General features: G+C 72.4%; 19 protein-coding genes and 1 pseudogene. 10 read left to right on the top strand and 10 right to left on the bottom strand.

What is annotated here, in order from left to right; genetic code table 11:
- Window position 1: 1 nt before the first annotated feature.
- The gene (locus AB0J42_RS31030) at window positions 2–880 is read right to left on the bottom strand and encodes a sugar ABC transporter permease (RefSeq protein ID WP_364300682.1); all 879 of its coding nucleotides are present in this window, start codon (window positions 878–880) and stop codon (window positions 2–4) included.
- Window positions 881–1,087: 207 nt separating this feature from the next.
- On the opposite strand from AB0J42_RS31030, the gene AB0J42_RS31035 reads away from it, so the two are divergent.
- The 7 genes from AB0J42_RS31035 to AB0J42_RS31065 all read left to right on the top strand — a co-directional run bounded on the left by AB0J42_RS31035 (window position 1,088) and on the right by AB0J42_RS31065 (window position 7,171).
- Window positions 1,088–2,080: a LacI family DNA-binding transcriptional regulator gene (locus tag AB0J42_RS31035; RefSeq protein WP_364300684.1), complete on the top strand. Its 993-nt coding sequence runs from the start codon at window positions 1,088–1,090 to the stop codon at window positions 2,078–2,080.
- Window positions 2,081–2,167: 87 nt separating this feature from the next.
- Window positions 2,168–3,205 (top strand): aromatic ring-hydroxylating dioxygenase subunit alpha, encoded by a 1,038-nt coding sequence (locus AB0J42_RS31040; RefSeq protein ID WP_364300686.1) that lies wholly within the window; start codon window positions 2,168–2,170, stop codon window positions 3,203–3,205.
- Complete coding sequence (locus tag AB0J42_RS31045; protein ID WP_364300688.1) at window positions 3,202–3,408, top strand: hypothetical protein; 207 nt, start codon at window positions 3,202–3,204, stop codon at window positions 3,406–3,408. The genes AB0J42_RS31040 and AB0J42_RS31045 overlap by 4 nt, the downstream gene beginning before the upstream one ends.
- Entirely contained in the window at window positions 3,405–4,337 is a 933-nt protein-coding gene (locus tag AB0J42_RS31050) for a PDR/VanB family oxidoreductase (protein ID WP_364300691.1), read from the top strand. The genes AB0J42_RS31045 and AB0J42_RS31050 overlap by 4 nt, the downstream gene beginning before the upstream one ends.
- A gap of 10 nt (window positions 4,338–4,347) precedes the next feature.
- The gene (locus AB0J42_RS31055) at window positions 4,348–5,094 is read left to right on the top strand and encodes an IclR family transcriptional regulator (RefSeq protein ID WP_364300693.1); all 747 of its coding nucleotides are present in this window, start codon (window positions 4,348–4,350) and stop codon (window positions 5,092–5,094) included.
- A gap of 170 nt (window positions 5,095–5,264) precedes the next feature.
- Complete coding sequence (locus AB0J42_RS31060; RefSeq protein WP_364300695.1) at window positions 5,265–6,542, top strand: acyltransferase; 1,278 nt, start codon at window positions 5,265–5,267, stop codon at window positions 6,540–6,542.
- A gap of 95 nt (window positions 6,543–6,637) precedes the next feature.
- Complete coding sequence (locus AB0J42_RS31065; RefSeq protein ID WP_364300697.1) at window positions 6,638–7,171, top strand: DUF5666 domain-containing protein; 534 nt, start codon at window positions 6,638–6,640, stop codon at window positions 7,169–7,171.
- A gap of 68 nt (window positions 7,172–7,239) precedes the next feature.
- Here AB0J42_RS31065 and AB0J42_RS31070 read toward each other — a convergent pair whose 3' ends face one another.
- On the bottom strand, window positions 7,240–7,434 hold the full coding sequence (locus AB0J42_RS31070; protein ID WP_364300699.1) for a hypothetical protein: 195 nt from the start codon (window positions 7,432–7,434) through the stop codon (window positions 7,240–7,242).
- Window positions 7,435–7,565: 131 nt separating this feature from the next.
- Between AB0J42_RS31070 and AB0J42_RS31075 the strand changes: the two genes are divergently transcribed.
- Window positions 7,566–9,002 carry a flavin monoamine oxidase family protein gene (locus AB0J42_RS31075; protein WP_364300701.1) on the top strand — a complete coding sequence of 479 codons (1,437 nt, stop codon included), beginning with the start codon at window positions 7,566–7,568 and terminating at the stop codon, window positions 9,000–9,002.
- Between the two features lie 257 nt (window positions 9,003–9,259).
- On the opposite strand, the gene AB0J42_RS31080 is transcribed toward AB0J42_RS31075, so the two are convergent.
- The 4 genes from AB0J42_RS31080 to AB0J42_RS31095 all read right to left on the bottom strand — a co-directional run bounded on the left by AB0J42_RS31080 (window position 9,260) and on the right by AB0J42_RS31095 (window position 14,556).
- A complete protein-coding gene (locus tag AB0J42_RS31080; protein WP_364300703.1) occupies window positions 9,260–9,502 on the bottom strand; it encodes a hypothetical protein in 243 nt (80 codons plus the stop codon).
- 124 nt (window positions 9,503–9,626) lie between these two features.
- Window positions 9,627–11,717 (bottom strand): hypothetical protein, encoded by a 2,091-nt coding sequence (locus AB0J42_RS31085; protein ID WP_364300705.1) that lies wholly within the window; start codon window positions 11,715–11,717, stop codon window positions 9,627–9,629.
- Window positions 11,714–13,285 (bottom strand): peroxidase family protein, encoded by a 1,572-nt coding sequence (locus AB0J42_RS31090; protein WP_364300707.1) that lies wholly within the window; start codon window positions 13,283–13,285, stop codon window positions 11,714–11,716. Before AB0J42_RS31090 ends, AB0J42_RS31085 begins: the two co-directional genes overlap by 4 nt.
- Window positions 13,282–14,556 (bottom strand): cytochrome P450, encoded by a 1,275-nt coding sequence (locus tag AB0J42_RS31095; protein WP_364300709.1) that lies wholly within the window; start codon window positions 14,554–14,556, stop codon window positions 13,282–13,284. Before AB0J42_RS31095 ends, AB0J42_RS31090 begins: the two co-directional genes overlap by 4 nt.
- Window positions 14,557–14,745: 189 nt before the next feature.
- Between AB0J42_RS31095 and AB0J42_RS31100 the strand changes: the two genes are divergently transcribed.
- A complete protein-coding gene (locus AB0J42_RS31100) occupies window positions 14,746–15,684 on the top strand; it encodes an acyl-CoA desaturase (RefSeq protein WP_364300711.1) in 939 nt (312 codons plus the stop codon).
- A gap of 16 nt (window positions 15,685–15,700) precedes the next feature.
- Here the strand turns inward: AB0J42_RS31100 and AB0J42_RS31105 are convergent.
- From AB0J42_RS31105 to AB0J42_RS31115, 3 genes and pseudogenes are all read right to left on the bottom strand, one after another.
- Window positions 15,701–16,984, bottom strand: a pseudogene (locus tag AB0J42_RS31105) (MFS transporter); the annotation flags it as partial.
- Window positions 16,985–17,132: 148 nt separating this feature from the next.
- Window positions 17,133–19,664 carry an FG-GAP-like repeat-containing protein gene (locus AB0J42_RS31110; protein WP_364300713.1) on the bottom strand — a complete coding sequence of 844 codons (2,532 nt, stop codon included), beginning with the start codon at window positions 19,662–19,664 and terminating at the stop codon, window positions 17,133–17,135.
- An 82-nt stretch (window positions 19,665–19,746) separates the two neighbouring features.
- Window positions 19,747–23,613, bottom strand: coding sequence for a hypothetical protein (locus tag AB0J42_RS31115; RefSeq protein WP_364300714.1), 3,867 nt, complete (start codon window positions 23,611–23,613; stop codon window positions 19,747–19,749).
- A gap of 463 nt (window positions 23,614–24,076) precedes the next feature.
- Here AB0J42_RS31115 and AB0J42_RS31120 point away from each other — a divergent pair, with 463 nt between their 5' ends.
- A complete protein-coding gene (locus tag AB0J42_RS31120) occupies window positions 24,077–24,601 on the top strand; it encodes an LmbU family transcriptional regulator (protein WP_364300765.1) in 525 nt (174 codons plus the stop codon).
- On the opposite strand, the gene AB0J42_RS31125 is transcribed toward AB0J42_RS31120, so the two are convergent.
- On the bottom strand, window positions 24,602–25,504 hold the full coding sequence (locus AB0J42_RS31125) for a polysaccharide deacetylase (RefSeq protein ID WP_364300716.1): 903 nt from the start codon (window positions 25,502–25,504) through the stop codon (window positions 24,602–24,604).
- Between the last annotated feature and the right edge of the window lie 27 nt (window positions 25,505–25,531).

The following is a 25,531-nucleotide window of genomic DNA, read 5'->3' on the forward strand; positions in this document are numbered from 1 at the left end:
CTCAGACCGCCTTCCGCATGCCGCGGAGCTGGACCAGGTAGGCGATGACCATGGTGATGACGCCCATCACGATGGCCACGGTCGCCGAGTAGTTGAACTGCTGGCCCGCGAAGGACAGCGAGTAGGCGTAGAGGTTCGGCGTGAAGTAGGTGGTGATGGAGTTCGGGGCCAGGGCCTTGAGGATGCTCGGCTCGTTGAACAGCTGGAAGCTGCCGATGATCGAGAAGATGGTGGCGATGACCAGTGGCCCGCGCAGCGCGGGGAGCTTGATCGCCCAGATGATCCGTAACTGCCCGGCCCCGTCGATCTCGGCGGCCTCGTACAGCGAGGGGTTCACCACCCGCAGCGCCGAGTAGAGGATCAGCATGTTGTAGCCCACGAACTCCCAGGTCACGATGTTGCCGATGGCGGCGAGGATGAGATCGGGCGAGAGCGGGTCGGGCAGGGTGATCCCGAAGGCGTCGTTGAGGTTGCCGACGAGACCGAAGCGCGTCCCGTACATGAAGCCCCACATCAGCGTGGCGACGACGGCGGGCACCGCGTAGGGCAGGAACACCGCGATGCGGAAGAACCCCGACCCGTAGAGCCGGCCGCTGTCGATGGCGAGGGCGACCAGCAGCGCGAGGAACAGCATGATCGGCACCTGGACGGCCAGGAAGAGCGCCACCCGCCCGAACGCCGACCAGAACTGCGGGTCCTGCAGCACCTTGACGTAGTTGTCCGCGCCGACGAAGGCCGTCCCGCCCACTAACCGGGTGCGGAACAGGCTCAGGTAGATCGAGTAGGCGATCGGGGCCAGGAAGACGAGCGCGAACACCGTCATGAACGGCCCGACGAACCGCCAGCCGGTCCACGACCGCCGCCGAGCTTTCGAGACCACCGGCCCACTCCTCTCGTCGCCTATGTTTACGTAAACATAGCGCCGATGTTTACGTAAACATCGTTGCGGTATGGTGGCACCCGTCACGACAGAGGGTCAAGAGCGACTTCCGGAGGAGCGCGACAGAGCATGGATCCGGACCGTCAGCCCCCCAGCCTCCGGGGCGGATCCGGCGTTCCAGGCGGACGCCGCAAGCAGCGCGTCTCCATGGCCGACGTCGCCAAGCTCGCCGGCGTGTCCTCCCAGACCGTCTCCCGGGTCTCCAACGGCCACCCCAGCGTCACCGGCACCACCCGCGAGCAGGTCCTCGCCGCCATGCGGCAGCTCGGCTACCGCCCCAACAGCGCCGCCCGCGCGCTGCGGTACGGGCAGTTCAACACGATCGGCGTGATCCTCTTCAACCTCGACTCCACCGGCAACAGCCGGACCGTCGAGGCCATCGCCACCCACGCCGCCGCCGAGGGCTACGCGATCACCCTGATCCCCATCGACGTCCCCACCCAGGACAACGTGCTGGGCGCCTTCACCCGGCTCGACGAACTGGCCGTCGACGCCGTCATCGCCATCATGGAGATCCACCTGCTCGACGCCGGCACCGTGAAGCTCCCTCCCGACACCCACATCGTGGTCGTGGTCGACTCCGACGCCGGAGACCGCTACAGCGTGGTCGACACCGACCAGGCCGAAGGCACCCGCCTGGCCGTCCGCCACCTCCTCGACCTCGGCCACCACACGGTCTGGCACGTCACCGGCCCCGAGACGTCCTTCGCCGGCCAGCGCCGCGCCCACGCCTGGCGGCTCACCCTGGAGGAGGCCGGGCGGCCGGTCCCCCCGCCGCTGCACGGCGACTGGTCCGCCGAGTCGGGTTACGCCGCCGGTCTCCGGCTCGCCGACGAGCCGTCCTGCACCGCGGTCTTCGCCTCCAACGACCAGATGGCCCTCGGCCTGCTGCGGGCCTTCCACGAGCGGGGCCGGCCGGTGCCCGCCGAGATCAGCGTCGTCGGCTTCGACGACCTCGCCGACGCCGCCTGCTTCATCCCCCCGCTGACGACCGTCCACCAGGACTTCGCCGAGGTCGGCCGCCGCTGCGTGCAGGGCGTGCTGCGCCAGATCCGCGGCGAGGCCGCCTCCCGTCCCGGCACCGACCTCGTCCCCACCCGCCTGGTGATCCGCCAGAGCACCGCCCCGCCGCCGTCCTGATTCTTTTCCGGCATCCGGGAAAGCCGATTCCCCTCCGAGGTGAACGGGGTCACGATCGTGCCCGGGAACCAACGAAGGAGCCGCACGATGCCGGGCATTCCCCGCGATCAGTGGTACGTCGCCGCGTACGGGAGCGAGATCGGACAGGAGCTGTTCGGCCGCACCATCTGCGGCGAGCCGATCCTCTTCTGGCGCACCCGCGCCGGGACCGTCACCGCCGTGTCCGACCGCTGCGTCCACCGGCGCTTCCCGCTCTCGCAGGCGCCCAGCCGGCTCGTCGACGACCAGGTGGTCTGCGGCTACCACGGCTTCACCTACGGCGCCGACGGCGGCTGCGTCGCGGTCCCCGGCCAGAGCCGGGTGCCCCGCACCGCCCGGCTGAAGAGCTACCCGGTCGTCGAGCTGGACTCGTTCGTCTGGGTCTGGATCGGCGACCCCGCCCTGGCCGACCCGGACCGCATCCCCCGTGCGCCGTGGCTGACCGACCCCGCCTACACGACCGTGGCCGGGATGGAGCCGCTCAACGCCCGCTTCGAACTGCTGGTGGACAACCTGCTGGACCTGTCGCACGAGACGTACCTGCACGGCGGCTACATCGGCACCCCCGAGGTCGCCGCCACCCCGATCACCACGGAGGTGGACGAGGAGGCCGGCGTCATCTACGTCAGCCGCCGCATGGACGACGCCGAGTGCCCGCCCTTCTACGCCAAGTCGACCGGCCTGACCGGGCGGATCATGCGCTGGCAGGACATCGAGTACACCCCGCCGTGCCTGTACAAGCTGCACTCGCGGATCGCCCCGCTCGGGGTGCTCCCCCGCCCGGACGGCACCGACCCGGACGCCTTCCACGTCGAGGTGGTGTACGCGATCACCCCGGAGACGGAGCACACCACCCACGACTTCTGGGCGGTGGCCCGCGACTTCGCCCTCGACGACCAGAGCGTGTCGGACTTCCTCGCCGAGCAGAACCGGACCGTCGTCCTCCAGGACGTGGCCGCGCTCGACGTGCTGGAGCAGGTGATCGCCACCGAGCCGGAGGGCTACCAGGAGCTGTCCATCAACATCGACACCGGCGGACTGGCCGCCCGCCGCATGCTGGCCAAGCTCGCCGCGGCGTCGTCATGAGCGCGGGCCTGCTGCGGGTGGTCTGGGTCCCGGGCAGCGACCTGCTCCGCGGCGTCTGCCACTGCGGCGCCACCCACGTGGCGGACGGCCCGATCGAGGTCTGGGACTGGCTCCTCGCCCACCCCCACGGCCACGAACCCCCACTGCCCGACCACGCCTCCCCTGCGAGCCGTGTGCTTCCGTCGCGCGGAGCCTCGCCATGACCGTTGAGCGGAAGCTGGTGGTGCACGCCCGCGACCAGGCCGCCGACGGCGTCATCACCCTCGACCTCCGCGACCCGTCCGGCGCCGGCCTGCCCGCCTGGACCCCGGGTGCGCACCTCGACCTCGTCCTCGCCCCCGGCCTCGTCCGCCAGTACTCCCTCTGCGGCGACCCGGCCGACCGCACCACCTGGCGCATCGCCGTCCTGTACGAGCCGGACGGCCGCGGCGGCTCGGCCCGGGTCCACGACGAGGTCCACCCGGGCACGATGGTCCTCACCCGCGGCCCGCGCAACAACTTCCCGCTCGTCCCCGCCGGCGACTACCTGTTCATCGCCGGCGGCATCGGCATCACCCCCATCCTCCCGATGATCGCCGCCGCCGAGGCGTCCGGCGCGCGCTGGCGGCTCGTGTACGGGGGCCGCAGCCGCACCACGATGGCCTTCGCCCGCGCCCTGCACCAGACCCACGGCGCCAAGGTGACCCTCTGGCCGCAGGACGAGCACGGGCTGCTCGACCTCGACACGATCCTCACCGGGTGCGCTCCGGACACGCTCGTCTACTGCTGCGGCCCTCCCCCGCTGCTGACCGCCGTCCAGGAACGCCACCCGCCGCACACCCTCCACCTGGAACGGTTCACGCCCGTGGAGACGACCGCCCCGACCGGCGCGTTCGAGGTCGAGCTGGCCGTCACCGGCCGCACCCTCACCGTGCCGCCGGACCGGTCCGTGCTGGACGTCGTGGAGGAGGCGGGCGTCCAGGTCCTCTACTCGTGCCGCGAAGGCACCTGCGGCACCTGCGAGACGGCGGTGCTCGCCGGCGAGGTCGACCACCGCGACTCCCTCCTCACCCCGGACGAGAGGGCGGCCCATGACACCATGTTCATCTGCGTCTCCCGCGCCGCCTCAGGAAAGCTGGTCCTCGATCTCTAGGAGGCCGCCGATGCCGACGGCCGACCGCCCCGGCCCGGTGGTGACCCGTGCCCTGCGGATCCTGGCCGCGTTCACCCCCGACCGGCCCTCGCTCACCCTCAGCGAGCTGTCCCGCCAGTCGGGGCTGCCCGTCTCCACCGTCCACCGGCTGGTCACCGAGCTGACGGCCTGGGGCGCCCTCGAACGCGACCCCGCCGGCGGCTACCACATCGGCCTGCGCCTGTGGGAGGTCGGCTCGCTGGCCCCGCGCGGTCTCGGCCTGCGCGAGGCCGCTCTCCCGTACCTGGAAGACCTGTCCCAGGTCACCCGCGAGAACGTCCAGCTGGCCGTCCGCGAAGGCACCGAGGTCGTGTTCGTCGAACGGATCGCGGGCAGCAAGGCCGTCCCCGTCCTCACCCGGGTCGGCGGCCGGTTCGCGCTGACCGCGACCGGCGTCGGGCTCGTCCTGCTCGCCCACGCCCCCGCCGACGTCCTGGACCAGGTCCTCGCCTGCCCCATCACCCGCTACACCGAACACACCCTCACCACCCCGTACGAACTACGCGCCGCCCTCGCCGCCACCCGCGCCCGCGGCTACGCCGTCAGCGACCGCCAGGTGACCACCGACGCCCTGTCCGTCGCCGCCCCCATCCACAACGCCCAGGGCGATGTGGTGGCCGCGGTCTCCCTGGTCGTCCACCACGGCACCGTCTCCCCCCACACCCTCGCCCCGCTCCTCCGCACCAGCGCCCGCGCCATCTCCCGCGCCCTGACCTGACCCCTCGTGGAAAAGCGGCGCCCGCCCTCTCAAGAGGACCAGGACGCGGCGGAAGCCGAACCCCCGCATGACACCCACCCCCGTGTCGCAGCCCGGCCGCCCCCACCTGCGTGACGTCACTCCCCGCAGCCCTGTGTGACGACCCGGCTCCGGCGGGTAGGTGATCGCGCATGCGGGCGATGCGGCAGATTCGGGAGCTGGCCGGCGACACCCCGGCACACCGGAACCGGCACGCCGATCTGCTGCGCGCGATCGCGATCGCCGCCGTGGTGACGGGTCACTGGCTGGCCGTGTACGTGACGTACGACGGCACGCTGCAGGGCGGCAGCGTGCTGGACACCGTTCCGTGGGCCCGCTGGCTGACCTGGCTGTTCCAGGTGATGCCGATCTTCTTCCTGGTCGGCGGGTTCGCCGGGGCGGCCTCCCTCACCTCTCACCGGGAGCGCGGCGGCACCGCCGTGAGCTGGATGCTCGTCCGTACAGGAAGACTCGTCCGCCCCACCACCATGCTCCTGGCCGTCCTCACCGTGAGCGCCCTAGCAGCGCGGGTGGCCGGGGTCGATTCGGAGCTGGTCGGCACCGGGGTGTGGCTGGCGGCGATCCCGCTCTGGTTCCTCGTGGCGTATCTCGCCGTGGTGGCTCTCACCCCGTTGATGTACGGGTTGCACCGCCGGTACGGGCTGGCCGTGCCGATCCTGCTGACCGTCCTGGTCGGCGTGGGGGACGTGGCGCGGATGGCCGGAGGCGTCCCTTACGTCGGGGACGCGAACTACCTGCTCGCCTGGCTGGCCGTCTACCAGCTCGGCTTCTCCTGGCAGGACGGGCGGCTGCCCGCCGAGCGCTCCACAGGTCTGCCGCTCGCCCTGGCCGGGCTGGTGGCCCTGGTGTCGCTGACGGTGCCCGGGCCGTACCCGGTCAGCATGGTGGGGCAGAACACCTCCCCGCCCACGCTGGCCCTGCTCGCGCTGGCCGCCACCCAGACGGGGCTGGCCCTGTGGCTGCAGCCGGGCGCCGATCGGTGGCTGCGCCGCCCGCGCCCGTGGACCGTGGTGGTGGCCGTCAACTCCGTGATCATGACGGTGTTCCTGTGGCACATGACGGCGGCGGCGCTCGGCGTCCTGGCGCTGTACCCGACGGGGGTGCTGCCGAACGAGCCCGCGGGCTCACCGGCCTGGCTGCTGCTGCGGGTGCCCTGGCTCCTTGTGCTGGCCTTGATCCTCGCCGCCCTGGTAGCGGTCTTCGGCCCGGTCGAGCGCCGCCCCGGCGGACGCCCGGACCCGCGCGGCGCGCCGGTCCTGCCCGCCCTGGCCGGGATGGCGGCCGTCCTGGGGGGCCTGCTCACCGCCGCCGTGGCCGGGCCCGGCGACCACGGCCCGGCCGGCATGCCGACCGCGGCCCTGATCGCCTACTTCGCCGGCGCGGCCCTCCTCCGCCACGCCCGCCGCTAGTTGTAGCCCTTGGCGGGCACGGGCCACGCTTACCGCGGCTTTAAATCCCTTCCTGCATGCTTTGTCCCAACATGTCCGATTCGAGGGAGGGAAAGATGACCACTGGACCCAGCACCACGGAGACGCCCAGGCGACGCGTCCCCCGGTCCCTGCTGATCGCCGCCACCACCGCGCTCGTCGTGGCCACCGGCGCGGGCGTCGCCGGGGCGACCGCGTTCGCCGCCCCGCCGTCCCCGACCCCCACCCCCACGGCCACGAGCAGCGAGACCCCGTCCGACGCGCCCGCCCGCAAGGGACACCGGCGGGGCCCCCTGCGCGGCGAGTTCGTCGTGCCCGCGCGCGACGGCGGCTACATGACGGTCGCCATCCAGTACGGCGAGGTCACCGCCGTCAGCCAGGACTCCGTCACGGTCAAGAGCGACGACGGCTACAGCAGGGAGTACAAGGTCACGCCCGACACCAGGATCAACCGCGGCGACACCGGCATCGACGCGATCAAGACCGGTCAGCAGGTCAGGGTCGCGGCGAAGGTCGAGGGCGACACGGCCACCGCCAAGTCCGTCCGGGACGTCTCCAAGCGCGGCAAGCACCACAATGGCCACCCCGGCCACCGCCCGCCGGCTTCCTGACCCGGCGCCGGACCGGCCCCGCCCGTCCTGCCTCGAAGTCAGCCGCTCCGGTAGGGGTTGCCGCCCGGCTACACCGCCGGGTCGGTGTAGCCGGGCGGGACGATCAACGCCCCCAGCGGTAGAAGACGTTGCCCAGCGACAGGATCGTGACCTCGCTGCCGCCGTGCCGGTTGCGGGCCGAGGGTGTCGTCGTCGAGCACGGCGGCGCGTTCCAGCAGCGCCGGCGTCGGACGCCACTCCCACGCGTTCACGTCCAGCCGCACCCCTCCAGGCGCCTCCAGCCCATGCCGCCGGCATCCGCCCTTGACACCTCTATGGACGTTTAGTAGTCACGTCATTACGACATGTAGCCACGAGTAAGGGGCGTGACACTCTGGAAGCGAAGTCCTCGGGCGTGCCCCGTCCGCGCCACGATCTCCGGGTCCCCGCCGAGCTGGTCGCGACGGCCGGGCGCGGGCTGGGCGCCGGCGGCCGGCCGCGCAAGCGCGTGCTGGTGCTCGGAGCCGGGATGGCCGGGCTGGTCGCCGCCTACGAGCTGATGCGCCAGGGCCACGAGCCCGTCGTCCTGGAGGCCCAGCAGCGGGTGGGCGGGCGGGTGCTGACGCTGCGCGACTTCGCCCCCGGCCTGTACGCGGAGGCGGGCGCCATGCGGATCCCCCGGGTGCACGATCTCACGCTGGCCTACTGCGCCAGGTTCGGGCTCACCCTGCGCCCCTTCGTCATGGACAATCCCCGGACGCTCGCGTACATCCAGGGCGTCCGCACCACCGTCGGCGAGCTCGCCCAGGACCCGCAGCTCGTCGACTTCGGCCTGGCCGAGCACGAGCGCGGCCGCACGTACGACGATCTGTGGCGCGCCGCCACCCAGGAGATCCACGACCTGTACGAGCTGGAAGGCGAGAAGGCGCTCGACCGGATCTGCGCCGAGTACGACCGCTACTCGATCCGCAGTTTCCTGCGCGAACGCGGGTTCTCCGAAGGCGCGATCGAGCTCTACGGCGTGATGAGCTTCCGCGAGGCCAACCTCAACGCGGCCGTCATCGAACAGTTCCGCGAGATCATCGGGCGGGCGTTCGAGGACATGCAGGAGATCGTGGGCGGCGCCGACCGGTTGCCCGTCGCGTTCTACCGGGAGCTGAAGGCCCACATCCGGTTCGGCCACGAGGTGACGGCCATCGAGCAGGACGACCACTCGGTGACCGCGCACGTCAGGACGGGCTCGGGGCGGGTGGCCATCACCGGCGACCACGCCGTCTGCACCATCCCGTTCTCGGTGCTGCGCGACATCGAGATCCGGCCCGCGTTCTCCCGGCGCAAGCAGCGCGCCATCCGCGAGCTCAACTACAACGCCTCCACCAAGATCCTGCTGCAGGTGCGGCAGCCGTTCTGGGAGCGGACCGACGGCATCGTCGGCGGCACCACCGTCACCGACCTGCCCATCCGCCGCATCTGCTACCCGTCACACCCCGCCGGCGACGAACGGGCGATCCTCCTGGCCAGCTACACCTGGGGCCAGGACGCGCTCCGCTGGGGCGCCATGCCACCGCAGAAACGGATCGAACAGGCACTGGAGGACGTCGCCAAAATCCACCCCGAGATCTACGACCACTTCGAGTTCGGCGTCTCCCACGCCTGGTACCACGACCCCTACGCGGCCGGCGCCTTCGCCCTCTTCGAACCCCACCAGCAGACGAACCTGCACGACGCCATCATCGCCCCCGAGGGCCGCGTCCACTTCGCCGGCGAACACTGCTCCCTCTGGCACGCCTGGATCGAAGGCGCCCTCGAATCCGGCCTCACCGCCGCCCGCGCCATCCACCAAGCCCCCTGACCCCCTGCTCGAACCAACCCATCCTGTACGACCGCCGCACCTAAACGGCCCGACCGGCTGCGTCACTCGTACAGCACCCCAAGCGGAAGGATCAGCGGCGAGCCCGATCGACGTAACACCGGCAGGCGGGCCTACCGAGCGGGAGGGTCAGCGGCGGGTCCGGTCCGCGTAACACTGCAGGCGGGCCAACACTGCGGGAGAGTTAGCGGCAGGCCCAGTCGAGTAACACCGGCAGGCGGGTCAAGCGGGCAGGACGGTCAGCGGCGCGCCTCGCCCGCGTACCGCCACAGGCGGGTCGCGGCCTCGTCGAGGTCGGCGGCAGCGGCGTCACAGGCGGCGGCATGGGCGTCCACCGAAGCGCGCAGCCACGGCGGCGCGACACCGGCCGCTTCCAGCCGCGCCCCGATCTCACGCAGACGTTCAGCACAGGCGGTGAGCGCCCGGGCATCAGTGCTCAGCACTTCGGCGTGGGCGGTGAGCCCGGCGTGTTCGACCGGCATGGCTCCTCCTTCAGGGCCTCAGCAGCAGGACGGCGACACTCCTCAGGAGTACGGGTGCCCCGGGTTGGCCGCAGCGGGGCTCCTCGCGCGGGGGGAATCCTCAGGTGGGGCGTAGGCGGGTTCCTCAGGTGGGGCGCAAGGGGACGGCGGCGTCTCGTAGCGTCTGGCGGGCGGGGGATGACAGGCAGAGGAGCGCGCGGGCGCCGTCCAGGCCCAGGGCGCGGAGCTGGTCGGCGAGGGGGTGGCCGGAGCCGGGTTCGGCTGTCAGGCGCAGCAGCGGCAGGGGGTGGAGCAGGCCCGGGCCGCGGGTGCGGACGCAGGAGCGGAGCGCCACCCCGTCGGCGGCGGTGTAGGCGACGAGGTCGCGGTCGCCGACGGGGAGGGCGGGCCCGAGCCGTCCGGACAGGGTGAACGCCCCGGGGACGGTGACCCGGGCGTGTCCGGCGTCGAAGCGCAGCTCCACGGGGGCGAGGTGGGTCTCGCCGCCCCACAGGCGCGGCGCGATGGCCCGTACCGATTCGGCGTCGACGGCGGAGCCGACGAGGAAGCTGCCCGAGCGCCGCAGTGCCGCGCCCCGGAAGGGGTCGAGCAGGCGGGGGCGCCCCGGCCCGGGGACGGCGATGCCGAGGTGGGCTTCGCGGTAGGCGCCCGCGCTGGTGTGCCGGTTCCAGGCGGCGTGCAGAGCGACCAGGGCGCGGCCGGCGAAGGGCAGCGGGACGAAGCCGGTCCCTTTGAGCAGGCCCGCCGCCGCGGCCCGGTCGGCAGCGAAGCAGGCGGTGAGGGCGCTGCCGCCGCGGCAGCGGATGGGCAGTTCGGCGCCGGAGAGGGTGTAGGTGGGGACGGTGAGGAAGGGGAAGCCGGGCGGGTCGGGGGCGCGGTCGAACAGCTGGTAGGCCTGGGTGCGGACGACCGGCCCCCGGTAGGGCGTGAGCCGTGTGTCGATGTGGTCGCGGGCTTCGGGGAGGTCGTGGGCGAGGTTGCGGATGTACTGCTCCAGGCCGTGGCAGAGCGGGAAGAGGTGGGTGGGGTCGGCGTAGTCGACCACGTACCAGCCGGGGCGGGGGTCGAAGCAGGTGCCCGCGCCCTGCCCGTCGAGGGTGGGGACGATGTCGTGCTGGTTGGTGACGCTGGCGACCCAGGTGCGCGGGTCGGCGGGCCGTTTGAAGTCGACGGGCGAGCCGACGGCGATGGCGTGGGTGACGGTGTGGCGGGCGCAGAAGCGGCGGTCCTGGGCGAGGTTCATGATGGCGGCGCCGCCGGCGCTGTGGCCGACGAGCGCGACTTCGGCGCCTTCGGGCAGCCCGTAGTCGGCGACGGCCGCGGCCAGGGCGCGGCTGTAGGGGTTGCTGTCGAGGACAGCGCTGCTGAACGCGCCGAGCAGGTCCTGGGGTGAGTCGCCGTCGAGCGCGGCGGCCATGCCGGGCGCCTGAATGACGTGGCGGATCACTCCGTCGGGGCCTTCGACGCTCTGGATGAGGATGCGGCCGGTGGTGCCGATGGCGCGGATGTTGCCGAGGAAGCCGAGGAGGGATCCGCGGGTGCTGAGCCGGGCGGTCTCGGTGCCGGTCAGCGTCACGCGGCGGGCGGCGCCCTCGCCGGTGTCGAGGAGGGCGATGATTCGGTTGCTGAGGCCGGTGACGGGGTCGGCGGTGGCGCGGCCCCGGCCGGTCGCGATGAGCCAGGCGGTGGTGTCGTTGAGCGGGTTCTCGTCGAGCAGTGCCCGGAGCGCCAGCACCTCGCCGAGGATGGGGGCGAGCCCGCTGAGCGCGCGGGCCGCGCCGCGTTCCCGGAGCAGGGCGCGCAGGGCGCGGACGGCGTCGAGGTCGCGGTCGGCGGCGGCCGCGTCGATCAGCCGGCCGATCAGCGGGTCGCGGGCCAGTTCGGGGTGGTCGGCGGTGACGGCGGCGATGCGCAGCCGCAGCGAGGTGGCGAGCACCCGCACGGCCAGGCTTTCGGCCCCGGCCATCGCTCCCGCCTTGGCGGCCAGGGTGACCAGCGGCCCGCCGGTGAGCGCGTACCCGAGACCGCGCCTGCTGGTGGTGGCCCGCAGCAGCGCGCGGTAGGCGGACCGGCCGGCGGCGGGGGCGGCCGGGAGGGCGCGCAGCAGCGCGGGGTCGGTGAGCGCGGCCGTCGCGTGGGCGGCCGCCTCGCGGACGGTGACGGCGACGTCGACGAGTTCGCGGGCGGCGGCGCGCAGCGGCCCGGCCGGGGTCACGTGAACTCCTGCCTGGCCATGCTGACGAAGCGGGGGGTGGGGTCTTCCGGGGTGTTGCGGCGTACGACGTCGGCGAGGGTGCGGGTGCCGGCGATGACGCGGACGCCGGTCGGGGAGAAGGTGGCGGCGTTGAACACGCGGGGCGCGAGCAGCGGGTTGGTGAGCGCCTGGGAGAAGGCGTCGATGGCGATGATCTTCGTGAGCAGCGGGGGCAGGATGGCGTCGGGGGATCCGGGTTCCTCGGCGAAGAGTCCCACGTACAGGTCGACGTCGTCGACGCTCCGGTAGAGGTCGCGCAGCGCGCCGGAGACCCGCCGGTCGGCGGAGATGTGCTCGAACTTCCGTACGCGGGGGAAGCGGCAGTGTTCGCGGTAGTGGTTGTACGGGGCGAGGCCGAGCACGCGTGAGTCGGCGATGCTGGCGACGTCGACCTTCCGGAGCAGCGGGTCGGTGTTGAACAGCCCGATGCGGCCGGCCCGCTGGTGTGAGGCGTCCTCGAAGAGCCGGCCGAGCCCGGGGCCGGGGATGAGCGCGCCGCCGGTCATGGTCCGCGCGAGCGGCAGTTCGTCGCCGCCGACGGTCAGGTGGGACGGGATGAGGCTGTGCCAGCGGTAGACGAGGTTGAACTCGACCGAGGCCCAGTTTTCCCGGTGCCAGGGGGCGTGCGCCAGCAGCGACGACAGCTTCGGGTCGAGGGTGAAGCGGAAGTGGTAGGGGGTGATGTGGTTGATGTACTCCTCGACCACGAGCTTGATCAGCAGCACGATGAGGATGTTGCGGGTCGTCTGGAAGAGCCGCTCGTCGTCCCAGCGCGGGTGGCGGTGGGCGAGCAGCCGGGCCACCCGGTTGTGCTCGCGCAGGAACAGGACCGTGAGCATGGTGAAGCCGAGCTGGATGTTGCCCCGGTCGCTGCCGGTGGCGAAGAGCGTGTCGCGCTGGGCGTCGGTGAGCTCGTCGAAGCGGATGACGCGGAGCGGCGCGAACTCCGGTTTGATCTTGCCGTCCTCGCACAGGTGGGGCGGGAACTCGCCGCCGTTGATGAGCTGGCTCTTGAGCAGGCCGCCGTCGAAGGTGCGCAGCGCGGCCGTGGCCTCCTCGTCGAGGCCGTAGACCTGGTTGAGGTCGATGTGGTGGTTGGAGCTGTTCTTGCGGGGGTCGCGCGGGATGTTGACGTCGCCGCGCAGGAAGCCGTCGGTGAACCACTGGGCGAAGTACGCGAACAGCACCGTGGAGCGCGGGCAGCAGGTCATGGACTCGCCGCGGGTGAACAGGTCGGCGGCCCGCTCGGGGGTGGGCAGCCGGTCCTCGGCGACGGCGACCGGGGGCAGGTGCCTGCCGCTGTAGGTGCGGTCGGTCAGCGAGGTCCAGGAGGTGTAGCCGGCCATCGTGCTCAGCGGTTCGGGCCGGGGCGGCATCTCGCGGACGGCCTGGTCGATGAGGGCGGCGTTGACTCTGCGCCGCAGCGGGCCGACCTGCTGTACGAGGTCCCAGGCCGGTCTGCCGTGGGTCAGGGCCAGGAACCTGAGCCGGTTGACCAGCCCGTCGGTGGCGACGCGGCGGGCCGTCACGCCGCCCGCCTCTCGGCGCCGAGCCCGAGCGTGAAGCGGTCGGGGAAGATGCCGTGGGAGCGTTCGACGCGGCCTTCCGGCGGTGGCAGCAGGCGGACGCCGGGCCGCAGCAGCAGGCGGCGCACGGTCTCGGCGACGACGACCTTGGCCGGGTGGACGCCCAGACAGGCGTGGTGGCCGTGGCCGAAGAACAGGTGGTGGTGCGCGGGGCGGTCGAGGCGGAACCGGTCGGGCTCGGGCACCGCGTCCGCGTCGAACATGGCCGACGCCGGCGCGGCGAGCACGAACGTACCGGCCGGGATGAGGGTGGCGCGCGGCGTGCCCGCCGCGAGCACGTGGTCGCGTTCGCAGATCCGGGGCAGCAGCTTGAAGAACGGGCTGAACCGCAGCGCCTCCCAGACGTACCGGTCGAACCGCTCGGGGTCGCCCGCCGCCTGGACGGCTTCGGCCAGCACCTGCGGGCGGAGCAGGAGCTGCTCGGCCGCCTCCGTCATGGCTCCCGGCGCGCTCTCCACGAAGCCCAGCGGCAGCCCGGCCATGTTGATCACGATGCGGTCGTCGGTCGCCCGCCCGAAGCGGACGAGCCGGGCGAAGACGTCGTCGGGCAGGTCGCGCGCGGCCCGGTAGGCGGCGAGCCGGTCGCGGAGGTAGGCGATCATCTCCGCGCCGGCGCGCACGGACTCCTCCTGGATCGCCCGGTCGCCGTGGTAGTTGGCGAACCCGTCGGTGACGACGGCCCTGGTCCACCGCCCCAGCGTCGCCGGGTCGGGCCCGGGGAAACCGAAGTAGTCGGCGCAGACCCGCAGGGCGACCGGCCGGAACAGCCCGTGGACGGCCTCGATCCGCCCGGCCGGGCGGGCGGCGTCGAGCAGTTCGTCGGCCGCGCTCCCGGCCAGTTCGCGCACCCGGGGCACGTCGTCCGGGTCGAGCATGACCCGCATGAGGCCCTTCTCCCGCCAGTTCATCGGGGTGGCGTCGCGGCCCAGCATGAACGGGCCGCCCAGGGCGGCGTCGAGGCGCGGCCCGAAGGCCCGTACGGAGAAGACCTCCTCGCGGGAGAGGACCTCGGTGACGTCGGCGTGGCGGGTGACGACCGTGAAGGCGGGCGTGACGAGGATCGGGCGCCGTTCGCGCAGCTCGGCGAACAGGTCGCGCCACTCGGTCCGCATCCACTCCCTGACCAGCCCGAAGGCGGCGCCCGGGGCGCGTGACAGCGCCTCGTCGTACCTCTCCAGATAGCCGCCCGTGGTCGCCTGGCCGACAGCACCCATTCCGCGCACCTCTCCCGACGGTGATCATTCTGTGTCACCACAATCTAGGGAGCGACGGAACGTTTCTTGATGACTACTTTACGCAGTCTTTTGCCTCCGTCGAGTAATCGAGCCGTCACTGTCAGGTCATAGGCGTACTCCCGGGGGGCCGCCGTTCAATGGGGTCCGGTCTCGTACAGGGGAGGAAGCTTGACGTCAGCCACTCCGCGACCCGGCACGGCGGAGACGGTGGAGATCACCACCGGCCGCCGCGCCGTCTACCTGATCGTCCTGGTGGTGCTGCCCGTGCTGCTTCTGGCGCTGGCGGTGCCGGCCGCCTGGGGCTGGGGCATCGGGCCGCGCGACCTGGTCATCGCCGCCGTCATGTACGCCGTGAGCATCTTCGGGATCGCCGTCGGCTACCACCGGCTGTTCACCCACCGGTCCTTCCGCTGCAACCGGGGCCTGCGGATCGCGCTCATGCTGGCGGGCGGCATGGCCGTCGAGGGGCCGGTGACGCTCTGGGCGGCCGAGCACCGCAGGCACCACAAGTACGCCGACCGCGAGGGCGACCCGCACTCCCCCTGGCGCTACGGCGAGAGCGGCCTGGGCCTGCTGCGCGGCATGCTCCACGCGCACGTCGGCTGGTTCTACACGGCCCGGCGCCGCTCCAGCGCCGGCCACTGGGTGCCGGACCTGCTGGCCGACCCGGACGTGCGCCGCTTCGACGCCGCCTACCCGGCCGTCGTGGCCCTGTCCTTCGTGCTGCCCGCCGCCGCGGGAGGGCTCTGGTCGTGGTCGTGGGCGGGTGCCTGGAGCGCCCTCTTCTGGGGCGGCCTGGTCCGCTACGCCGTCGTCCACCACGTCACCTGGTCGGTGAACTCGGTCGCGCACACCTTCGGCGACCGGCCCTTCCGCACCCGCGACCGCTCGTCGAACGTGTGGTGGGTGGCGCTGCTGACGTTCGGCGAGGGCTGGCACAACTGGCACCACGCGGAGCCGGCCTGCGCCCGCCACGGCGTCCTCAGGGGCCAGCTCGACCCGAGCGCGCGGCTGATCCGCTGGTTCGAGCGGGCGGGCTGGGCTCATCACGTCCGCTGGCCGGACCCGTCCCGTCTCTCCGCCCACCGCACCGACCGGCTGCCGTGACCGCGTCCTCCAGGCGGAACGCGCGTACGGCCAGGCCGCCGGTGGCGAGGACCGCCGCGGCCATGAGGTAGAGCGCGCCCGGGCCCCATCCGGCGTCCAGCAGCCAGCCGGCGGCCAGGGGCGACAGGATCGCGCCGGCGCGGCCGACGCCGATGCCCCAGCCGACGCCGGTGGCCCGGACCTCCGGGGGATAGATCGAGGGGGTGAGCGCGTACAGGCCCGCGACGGCGCCGGTGACGAACACGCCGATCAGGGTGCCCACCGCGAGGAGCAGCCCGTACACCGGCATGGCGGGGACGAACAGGGCGAGCAGCGCGACCGAGGCCAGCACGTAGCCGAGGAGCACGCGCCGGAGCGCGAAGCGGGCCGCGAGCAGGCCGAGCAGGGTCGTGCCGGCGATGCCGCCGAGGCTGAGCAGCAGCCCGCCGGTGATGCCCTCGGTGGCCGACATCCCGGCTTCCACCAGGAGTTTGGGCGTCCAGCTCGACACGAAGTAGAAGCCGAACATGCCGGTGAAGAAGCCCGCCCAGGTGAGCAGCGTGTTGCGGCGCAGCGCGGGCGAGAGGAGGTGGCGGAGGCGGGGCGCGGGTCCGGCCGCGTCGGGTTCGGGGATCGAGCGCAGCGGCGGCTGGCCCATCGCGGTCAGCAGGGCGTTGAGCCTGCCGAGGGCGCGGGGTGAGCGGCGCGTGAGCAGGAAGTCGAGCGATTCGGGCAGCTTCCAGAGCACGGCGGCGATGAGCAGCGCGGTGGCGGCCCCGCCGGCGGCGAACACCGAGCGCCACCCCCACGCGTCCTGCAGCACCACCGCGGCGACGCCGCCCGCCGTGCCGCCGACGGCGTAACCGGCGGTGTTCAGGCTGACGGCCAGGCCGCGCCAGCGCCGGTTGGCGTACTCGGCGGCGATGACGTTGCTGCCCGCGATGACGCCGCCGATGCCGACCCCGGTGACCAGCCGCAGCAGCCCCAGCTGGAGGGCGTCGCCGGCCAGGGCCGACAGCAGCATCCCGGACGCCGACAACCCCAGGCAGGCGAGGATCAGCGCCCGCCGCCCCACCCGGTCGGCGACCGGCGCCAGGAACAGCGACCCCAGCGCCATCCCGACCAGCGCGGAGCTCAGCAGCAGGCCCAGCTCGACCCCCGACAGCCCCCACTCGGCGGAGACCGCGGCGGCGGTGAACGACATGACGAGCACGTCGGCCCCGTCGACGACGTTCAGCAGGACGCACACGGCGATCGCCGACCACTGCGTCCGGGACATCGGGGCGTCGTCGATGCGGGCGCGCAGGCGCGAGGGGCTCATCCGACCGGTCTCAGCCGCGGGTGAGGCGGAGGGCGCGCGGCCGGGCTTCGTCCGGCGACTCGAGGATCGAGCTCATACCCACCAGTATGACCGCGGATCCGTGGCGATATTGGCGGGTATGGGCAGTATTGCCACGGATCCGTGGTGGTCAGCCGATGGCTATGACGGTCCAGCCGGTGCCGATCCGGTAGCGGCTGCCGAAGCGGCCGTCGCCCCGGCCGGGATAGATCCACAGGCCGCCGCCGGAGTCGATGGCGACCAGGTCGATCTTGCCGTCACCGCTCAGGTCCATGGCCGCGACCTTGTAATTGCTCCAGCCGGTGCCGGACTGGGTGCGGGGCGCCAGGCTGACGCCGCCGTCCGGGTTGGTGTTGGCGGAGAACCAGAGCCTGCCTGATCTGTCGATGGCCATGACGTCCGCGCGGCCGTCGCTGTCGAAGTCGCCGGGGAAGATCCGGTAGTTGGACCAGCCGCTGGTGCCGATCCTGGTCTTGCCGCCTCCGTCGGGGTAGTGGAAGAGCTCGCCGGTGCTGTTCTTGATGCCGTACAGGTCGGCGTGCGGGTCGCTGTTGGCGTTGCCGGCGGCGAAGTTGTACTTGTGCCAGCCGGTGCCGATCTTCTTCCGGTTGCCGCTGGACGGCCTTCCGTTCTGGTTGGGATACAGCCACAGGACACCGTCGGAGTCGGCCATGACGATGTCGGCCATACCGTCGGCGTCCCAGTCGGTGACGGTCCACCGCAGGGAACCCCAGCCGGTGCCGATCTTGACCCGGTTGGCGACGCTGACCGTGTTCAGTCCCGAGCCGCCCTGGCTGGGATACAGGTACAGGTCGCCGGCCCTGTCGGTGATGATGATGTCGTTGCGGCCGTCCCCGTCGAAGTCGTGGTGGTTGCGCTCGGGGGTGAGCGCGAGCTTGTTCCAGGTCCGGACCGTGGACAGGACGCCTTCGAAGTGGCCGCCGAGGCTCGCGCCGGTCTTGTGCGCGCCCACCCGCAGCGCGCCGGCGGCCTTCCATCTGCTGGTGTGGCGGACGCTGGCGACGTTCTCCCCGTCGACCCAGAGGATCGCCACGCCGGTGGCCGCCTTGTAGGTCACGGCGACCTCTGACCAGGCACCCGCCGTCGCGCTGCCCGCGGGGGCGACGACGGTGTCCCAGACCGGGCTGGCCGCGTCGGATCGGCTCATGGCGAAGCGCCAGGATCCGTTCTCGGCCCAGAGCCTGAATCCGGCGGTGTTGACGCCGTCCTGGGAGAGCACGGTGCCGCCGCCGGCGGCGGGCTTGGCCCGGACGCTGAGGCTGAAGTCGGCGTCGGTGACGACGGCGGGGCCGCCGGCCGTGAGGGAGCCGGTGGCGCCGTCGAGCTCGACGGCCGGGCTGAAGGAGTCGCCGGTCTTCCACGTCACGCCGGCGGCGGCGGTCAGGGGAAGACCCGTTCCGGTGAAGGCGCTGTCGGCGCTGCCGGTGACGGCGGTGCCCCCGGCTGCCTCGGCGGGCAGGTCGGCCAGTGGCCAGTTGTGGTCCGCCGTGGAGGTGGTGAGGGCGCCGATCCAGGTCGCGAGATCGTCGGTCCGGGCGGCGGTGAGTGAGCTGCCGCTCCCGTCGGTGCCGGGGCAGCCGGCCTGGCCCGCCTGACTGATCACGGCGGCGAGCTCGCCGCCGTGGAGGACGGGCGCACCGGCCATCCCTTCGCACACGAGCGGGCCGGACGCGGCGGTCAGCACCGTGGCGGTGGCGTCGGTGAAGGTGACCCGCGCCTCGCGCTGCCGGTCGGTGGTCCAGTCGGCGTCCGACATGCCGGCGCGGCTGTATCCGGCGGTGGACAGCTCGACACCGGTGGGCGCGGCGGTGGCCGGCGGGACGGGGGTGATCCCCTCGACCGGGGCGGCCAGCCGGGCGAGGACCACGTCGCGGCCGGGACGCGGGCTCAGCCAGTCGACCTTGGTGGCATCCTTGCCGGGGAACACGACATGGGTCTCGCCGGGCGGTGCTCCCTCGTCCAGCCGGGGCTGGGCCGGATCGGCGGCCAGGCAGCTCGCGGCGCCGAGCGCCCAGCGCGGCGCGACCAGCGTGACGGTGCACTCCCGGCCGGGGGCGGCGAGCTTGCCGACCGCCGCCAGCTCGCCGCTGACCGGCGCGGGGCCGGTGCCGGTGCGCAGCTGTACCAGCATGGTCGGCGACGCCTCCGGGTCCGCGCCCAGGCCCACCTGCGTGCTGCCGTCCGGGTCCACCTCCACGGTGAGCTCTTCACCGTCGTCGCCGCGCAGCTCCGCGGTCACCTCGTGGCCGGTGCCCCGGCGCTGCCCGTCGCCGCGGATCTCGTACACGCCCGGAACGGCGAGGTTCAGCACGCCGGAGGGCGCCGTCACCTTGAAGCAGACCCGGCCGATGCCGTCGGAGCCGATGGCCTCGTCCGTGGTCCAGATCTTCAGCAGGCCGATGTCGCCCTGCGCGGGGGTGGCGCAGTCGGCCAGCACGATGTGGCCGTCGCCGGAGATCAGCCTGACGTTCTGGGCTTCCAGGATCGCCGCCGCGTCCGGGTACGGGTGGAGGCCGTCGCCCACCAGCGACGGGGGTGACATCGCGGACGCCCCGGCCGGTGAGGGGCCGAGTGCCGCCGACAGGGACGCCGCCATCGCCGCGGCCAGGCCCAGCGTCGCCCAGCGGGGTGGTGGTCTCATGGTCAGGAACCTCCGGTGTTCTCTCGTCGCGAACCGTTGCTGCCGTCCGCGGCACGCACCGGGAACGGGGGCGGGTGAATCCTCATGCGGCCTGGAGGGCGAGCGGGGCCTCGACCGGCAGGCACTCGGACTCGTTGGTGATCACCCGCGGCTTCCGGGTGGTCAGGTCGATTGCGGTGATCTTGGTGACGCGGGGGTTTTTCAGGAGCTCCTTGCATTCGTGTCTCAGCCAGACGCTCTGCTCGCGTACGTCCTGTCCGAGGACCACCTTGACCTCGCCGGAGGCGCCCCGGGCGTAGGCCAGGGACACCTGGTCCCACGCGTCGTTCACCTGCCGCTGGATCTCGGGCCACGCCTCGTCACTCCATTTCGCCTGCGGGATTCCGCGGCTGTCCATGAGGATCTCGAGGGTGGTGCCGTTGTGGCTCTTCGCGATCACAGCGGCCTCGTCAGGTCCGGCGTTCCGGTATTTGTCAGGACCCACTTTGGTACGGCCGGACCAGAAGAAAGCGGTGTCCTTGACGCTGGAGTAGTCACCGGCCCGCATGGCCCGGACTTCCGCGAGGACCCGCTTGTGCTGGGTCCGGACCAGGACGACCTGGAGCTTCGAGAGCGCACTCGAACTCGCCCTGCCGGCCGTGGCGGCGTTCTTGATGGCCCGGAAGCCGGCGCTGATCAGTTTGCCGATCCCGTAGAAGACCAGCTCTTCCAGAGCGATCACGCCGATCTTGAGCAGTGTCTTGCCCAGTCCCTGGTCACCCTTGACGAGGCGGTGGATCTCCATGCCCACCTGGGCGACGGTGAGCGCTGCACCGCAGACCGCGTTGGCCAGACATCCGGCGGCGAGAGGTACGAAGCCGCTGAAGAACCACGCGGCGCCGTACTGAAGCGCCTGCAAGGTCACGGTGAGCTGCTGCGTCCCGACGAACGCCGGATCCAGGACGGAGTTGAGGCAGTTCTGGTAATCCTGGCTGTCCTGCGGATACAGATCACAGAAACCGGAGTTGACGTACGCCCGGGTGGCCAGATCCTCCGGTGACCCCAGGATGTTCTCGACGCAGTTGCGGTAGAACTGGCCCTCTTGGTCGTAGACGTCCTCCAGACGCTGGTACTGATCGCTGGAGTACTGGTGATAGCAGTCGACGATTGCCACGCCGACGGCGTACTCGTGGGCCTCGGAAGCTTCGGTGGCCGCTTCCACCGCTGCCTCGGCGTCCTCGCCGGCTCGAACGGCTTCCCGGTAGGCGGTGCGGGCCGCCGCGCCCGCCCGGTTGGCGGCGGCGACCGCCCTCTCGTAGGAGGCGATCGCCCAGGTGGCCGACCGGACGGCGCTGCGAGCCGAGGCCCTGGCCCTGGTGGCCGCCTCGCGGGCGGTCTTGACCGCCGCCGCGGCCTTGTTCGCCGAGGCGGCGGCCCGGTCGGCGTGGGCATCGGCCTGCTCGGCGTACCCGGCGGCCCGCTGCGCCGCGGCGATCGCCTGCTGGGCGTAGCCCGCGGCCTGCTCGGCGTCGCCGCGGGCGCGGGCGGCCACGCTCTGCGCTTCCAGCGCGCTCTCCAGGGCCGTCTCGGCGACCTCGTCGATCTTCTTGAGCAGACCGGCGACCACGGCGAGGTGGACGGCGTTCTCGTGGTCCCGCTCGGCGGCGGCGTGGTGGCCGCTGTCGAGGAACTTCCGCAGCCCGGGCGCGGGCCCGTCCAGGGCGATCTGCGCGGCCGCCCGCGTCTCCGGCCCGCTGTCGGGGTCGGCCAGGATCTGGTTGACCAGCACGCGTTCGCCGGTGAGCGCCGCCGTGTACCGGCCGGTGTCGAGGAAGTCTCGCAACGCCTGCGGCGTGTCGGCGTCCAGGGCCTGCTGCGCCCGTTCCGCCAGCACGACGTCACCGGTCGCCCTGGCCTCGCTCAGGATCCGGTTGACCTCCAGCCGGTCCGCGCTGTAGCGGCCGGGATAGGTCTGCGTGCGCAGGAACGCCGCGACCTCCTCGTCACTGCCGGCCAGCGCGTCCTTGGCCGCCGCGGCCAGCGCGGCGTTCTCGGTGACGCCCAGGTTGGTCACCGCGAGGCGGTTGTCCCGCGCCTCGGCGCGGGGCAGGCCGGTGCGGACGAACTCCAGCACGAGATCGTCGTTGCTGCCCAGCGCCGCCCGCGCCGCCTCCTTGGTCCAGGCGCCCTGGCCGGAGGCCAGGTTGAGCGCGGCCTTGCGGGCCGCCGCCACGGCGTCGGCCCGCTCGGTGGCCGGGGCCCGCGCCACCTCGATGAGCCGGTCGGTCTCCTCGTCCCGTTTGGCGGCCTGGTCGACGTCCCAGTCGGCGATGCGCTGCTGCTCCTCGTACTGGGTGTTGGCCTCCCGGGCGATCTCCAGCCCTTCGTCGCGGGCCACCGCCAGGCGCTCGGCGTCGGCGGTGCGTGCCGCCTCGTACACCGCGGCTGCCTGCTCCGCGGTCTCCAGCGCCTGCTGGGCGGCGTCGACGGCGGCGTTGGCATGCTCGGTGGATCGTTTCGCCGCCTCCGCGGCGTCGCCGGCGTGCTCGGCGGCCTCCAGGGCCGCGGTCGCCGCCGCCTGGGCGTTGGCCGCCGCCCGGTTGGCGGCGTCTCGTGCCTTGTTCGCGGCGCTGATGGCCACCCGCAGATGGTTCTCGGCCGCGCGGGCGGCCCGGAGGGCCCGCGCGGCGTTGGCCCGCGCCCTGGACGCCGCGGCCACCGCCTCCCCGGCCTCCGCGCCGGCCGCGTTGGCGTACCGGACGGCGTCCTCGTTGGCGGCCGCCGCCGCCATCGCGTGCTCGGCCGCGGACACGGCCGATTGGACGGCCTTCTGGCCGTTCTCCAGCGCGTTGGCGGCCGCCTGCGCGCTGACGGCGATGTCGCGCGCCTCCTGGGCGATCGCGTTGGCCGCCTGTGCCGCCTGGCGTGCGACGTTCGCCCTGCCGGCGTCCACGGACGCCTCGGCCGCGGCCCGGTAGGCTTCGGCGGCTTTCTGATTGGCCCTCGACGCCAGCTGGGCCGCCCGTGCCGCCGCGCCGGCCGCGGCACGCGCCGCCCGGTCCGCCGCCGCGGCGGCCTGCACGGCCACCCGCGCCGCCGCGACCGCCTTGTTCGCCGCGGTCGCCGCCCGCTTGGCCTGCGCCTTCGCCTCGGCCCTGTCGCCGCGAGCGGCCTCGGTCGCGGCGGCGGCCTCGGCGGCGGACCGGCGCGCCGCCGCCGCGGCGTCATCGGCGCGGCCGGCCTCCTCGACCGCGCCGGCGGTCTCCTGCTCCGCCAGCTCACCGGCCGCCTCCGCCTGGCCGAGCAGGTCCTGCAGCGTCGCGGTCTCGTCGTCGCGCGCCGACGCCACCGCCCAGCCGTACGAGAAGAACGCCTCCAGTGCCTCCGGCGTCTCCGCGTCCAGTGCCTTCTGCGCCGCGGTGCGGACGTGCGGGCCTCCGGTGGCCATGATCTGGTTGATCCGGAGCCGCTGGTCGGAGTTCCACTGCGTCTGCCAGCCGGACTCCAGGAACTCCCGCAGCTTCCCGGGGTCTCCCTGGTCCAGCACGGCCTGCGCCGCCTGCTTGACCTCTTCGCCGCCGGCGCTCATCAGCTGGTTCACCGACACCCGCACGTCGATGTCCGCCGGGCCCTGCCATCCGTTCTTCAGGAACGCGGCGATCGCGTCCTCGTCGCCTGCCGCGTCGGCTTCCAGGGCGGCCTGAGCCTTCGCGCGCAATGCGGGGCCGCCGTCGCTGATGACGCCCGCGAGCTGGTCCCGCTCGTCGAGCCGCCGGGCCCGGTCCCACCCTTCGGCCAGGAACGCGCCGACCTGCTCGTCGGTGCCCAGCAGCGCCGCCTCCGCCGCCTCCCTGACCAGCGGGCCGCCCTCCTGCCAGGCCAGCACCACGTGGGAGCGGTCAGCGGCGACCGGCTCCCCGGCGTATGCCGGCGTCACGTGCAGCAGGTTGCCGAGCAGAACGAGGACCACACATAACGCGATCGTCGCCTGCCGGCGCATCAAGAAAGGGCGCGACGGACCATTCACGGCCGGTATCCACGCACGCGCTTTCAGCCGCACGACTGCCTCCTCCACCGTTCGAGTTCGCACACCGGAACACTGAAGAGGCAGGATGATCACTGTCTATTCAGCATCGCGGAGTATGGCACGAGGCTCGAAAAGGAGGCAATCGAGAGCGAAACTTCCATGGCGGCGGAAAAAGACATCGCAAGATGCGGCCCAAGAGCGCGAGGCGCCCCCGACCTGGTATGAGCGCGCGATATACCGCCGACATACCGGCTTTGTCTACCCTGGTCGCGTGCCCGCTTCACGTTTATCGCGCCGACACACGGCGCTCAACGCGGATTCGATTCCCCCGCGGGATCACGTCAGGCCGAGAGGGAATTCGCCGACGAACCGGCTCGGACTCGATCCCGCCGTCCGGGCCGGAAGAATCGGCCTTTCCCTTCCTACGGACCTGCCATTCGACGCATGGCGCAGAATAGGCGACCAATTAGGCGTGATCAACGGTTCGTCGGCATGGTGGCTCGGCGATTGGCTGGTCTACGGCGAGAAAACCTTCCCCGGCCGGTATCGGCTGGCCGTCTCCCGGACGCGTCTGTCGTACAAGACGTTGCGCAACTACGCCTGGGTCGCCCGCAACGTCCCGATGTCCCGTCGGCGGGACACGCTGAGCCTGCAGCACCACGCCCAGGTCGCCGCTCTCCCCGGGGACGAGCAGGAGCGATGGCTGGCGCGGGCGGAGCGGGAAGGCTGGCCGCAGAGCCGGTTGCGCAGGGAGATCCAGGCGAGCCGGGAGCCGGGCTCCCCGCCCATCAGGATCGCCATCACCGTCAAGGTCTGCACCGAACGGGAACAGCGGTGGAAGGCGGCCGCCGAGGCGGCGTCCATGCCCCTGCCCGAGTGGATCGCGCGGACCCTGGACCAGGCCGCACGCGATGCGGCGACGCCAGAATGATCAGTGGACGTCGGCCGGGCGGGCCTTGCCCTCGAACGGGTAGCGGGCCCGGAAGTCCTTCTCGGCCTCGGCGAACGACATGAACCGCACGCCCTTGTGGCCGCGCATGTGGTGGATCAGCCGTTCCAGCATCAGCAGCACCTGCGGCCGTCCGCCCACGTCGGGGTGGAGGGTGATCGGGAAGACCGCGTAGTCGAGCTCGCGGTACACCCAGTCGAACTGGTCGCGCCACTGCTGCTCCAGGTCGCGCGGGTTCACGAAGCCGTGGCTGTTCGGCGACTTCTTGATGAACATCATCGGCGGCAGGTCGTCGAGGTACCAGTTCGCGCAGAACTCGACCAGATCGACCTCCTCGCCGTGGACGAGCGGCTTCATCCAGGTCGAGGCGTCCTTGTCGTAGTCGATGCGGGTCCACTCCTCGCCGCGGCGGGCGTAGAAGGGCTGGAAGTCGCGGTACGACTGGGAGTGGTCGTAGCTGAAGCCGTAGCGGAGCAGCAGGTCGATGGTCCGGGTCGACATCTCCCACCAGGGCGCCGTGTATCCGCTCGGCCGGACGCCGAACTCCTTGTCCAGCAGCTCGACGCAGCGCGCCAGCACGTCCTCCTCCTGCTGGGCTGACATGGAGACGGGGTTCTCGTGCATGTAGCCGTGCGCGCCGACGTCATGCCCCGCCTCGACGATCATGTGCGTCTGTTTCGGGAACGACTCCGCCGAGTGTCCTGGTACGAACCAGCTCGTCCTGATTCCTTCCCGGGCGAACAGCCGCAGCAGCCGCGGCGTCCCCACCTCGGCGGCGAACACGCCCCGCTGGATGTCGTTCGGCGAGTCCTGCCCGCCGTACGAGCCGATCCAGCCGGCCACCGCGTCCACGTCCACCCCGAAGCACACATTGATGGTTTTCATGCCACACCAGTACCCAGAGCGTCGCCT

The sequence above is a fragment of the Nonomuraea sp. NPDC049649 genome, assembly GCF_040675175.1.
Taxonomy (GTDB): Bacteria; Actinomycetota; Actinomycetes; order Streptosporangiales; family Streptosporangiaceae; genus Nonomuraea.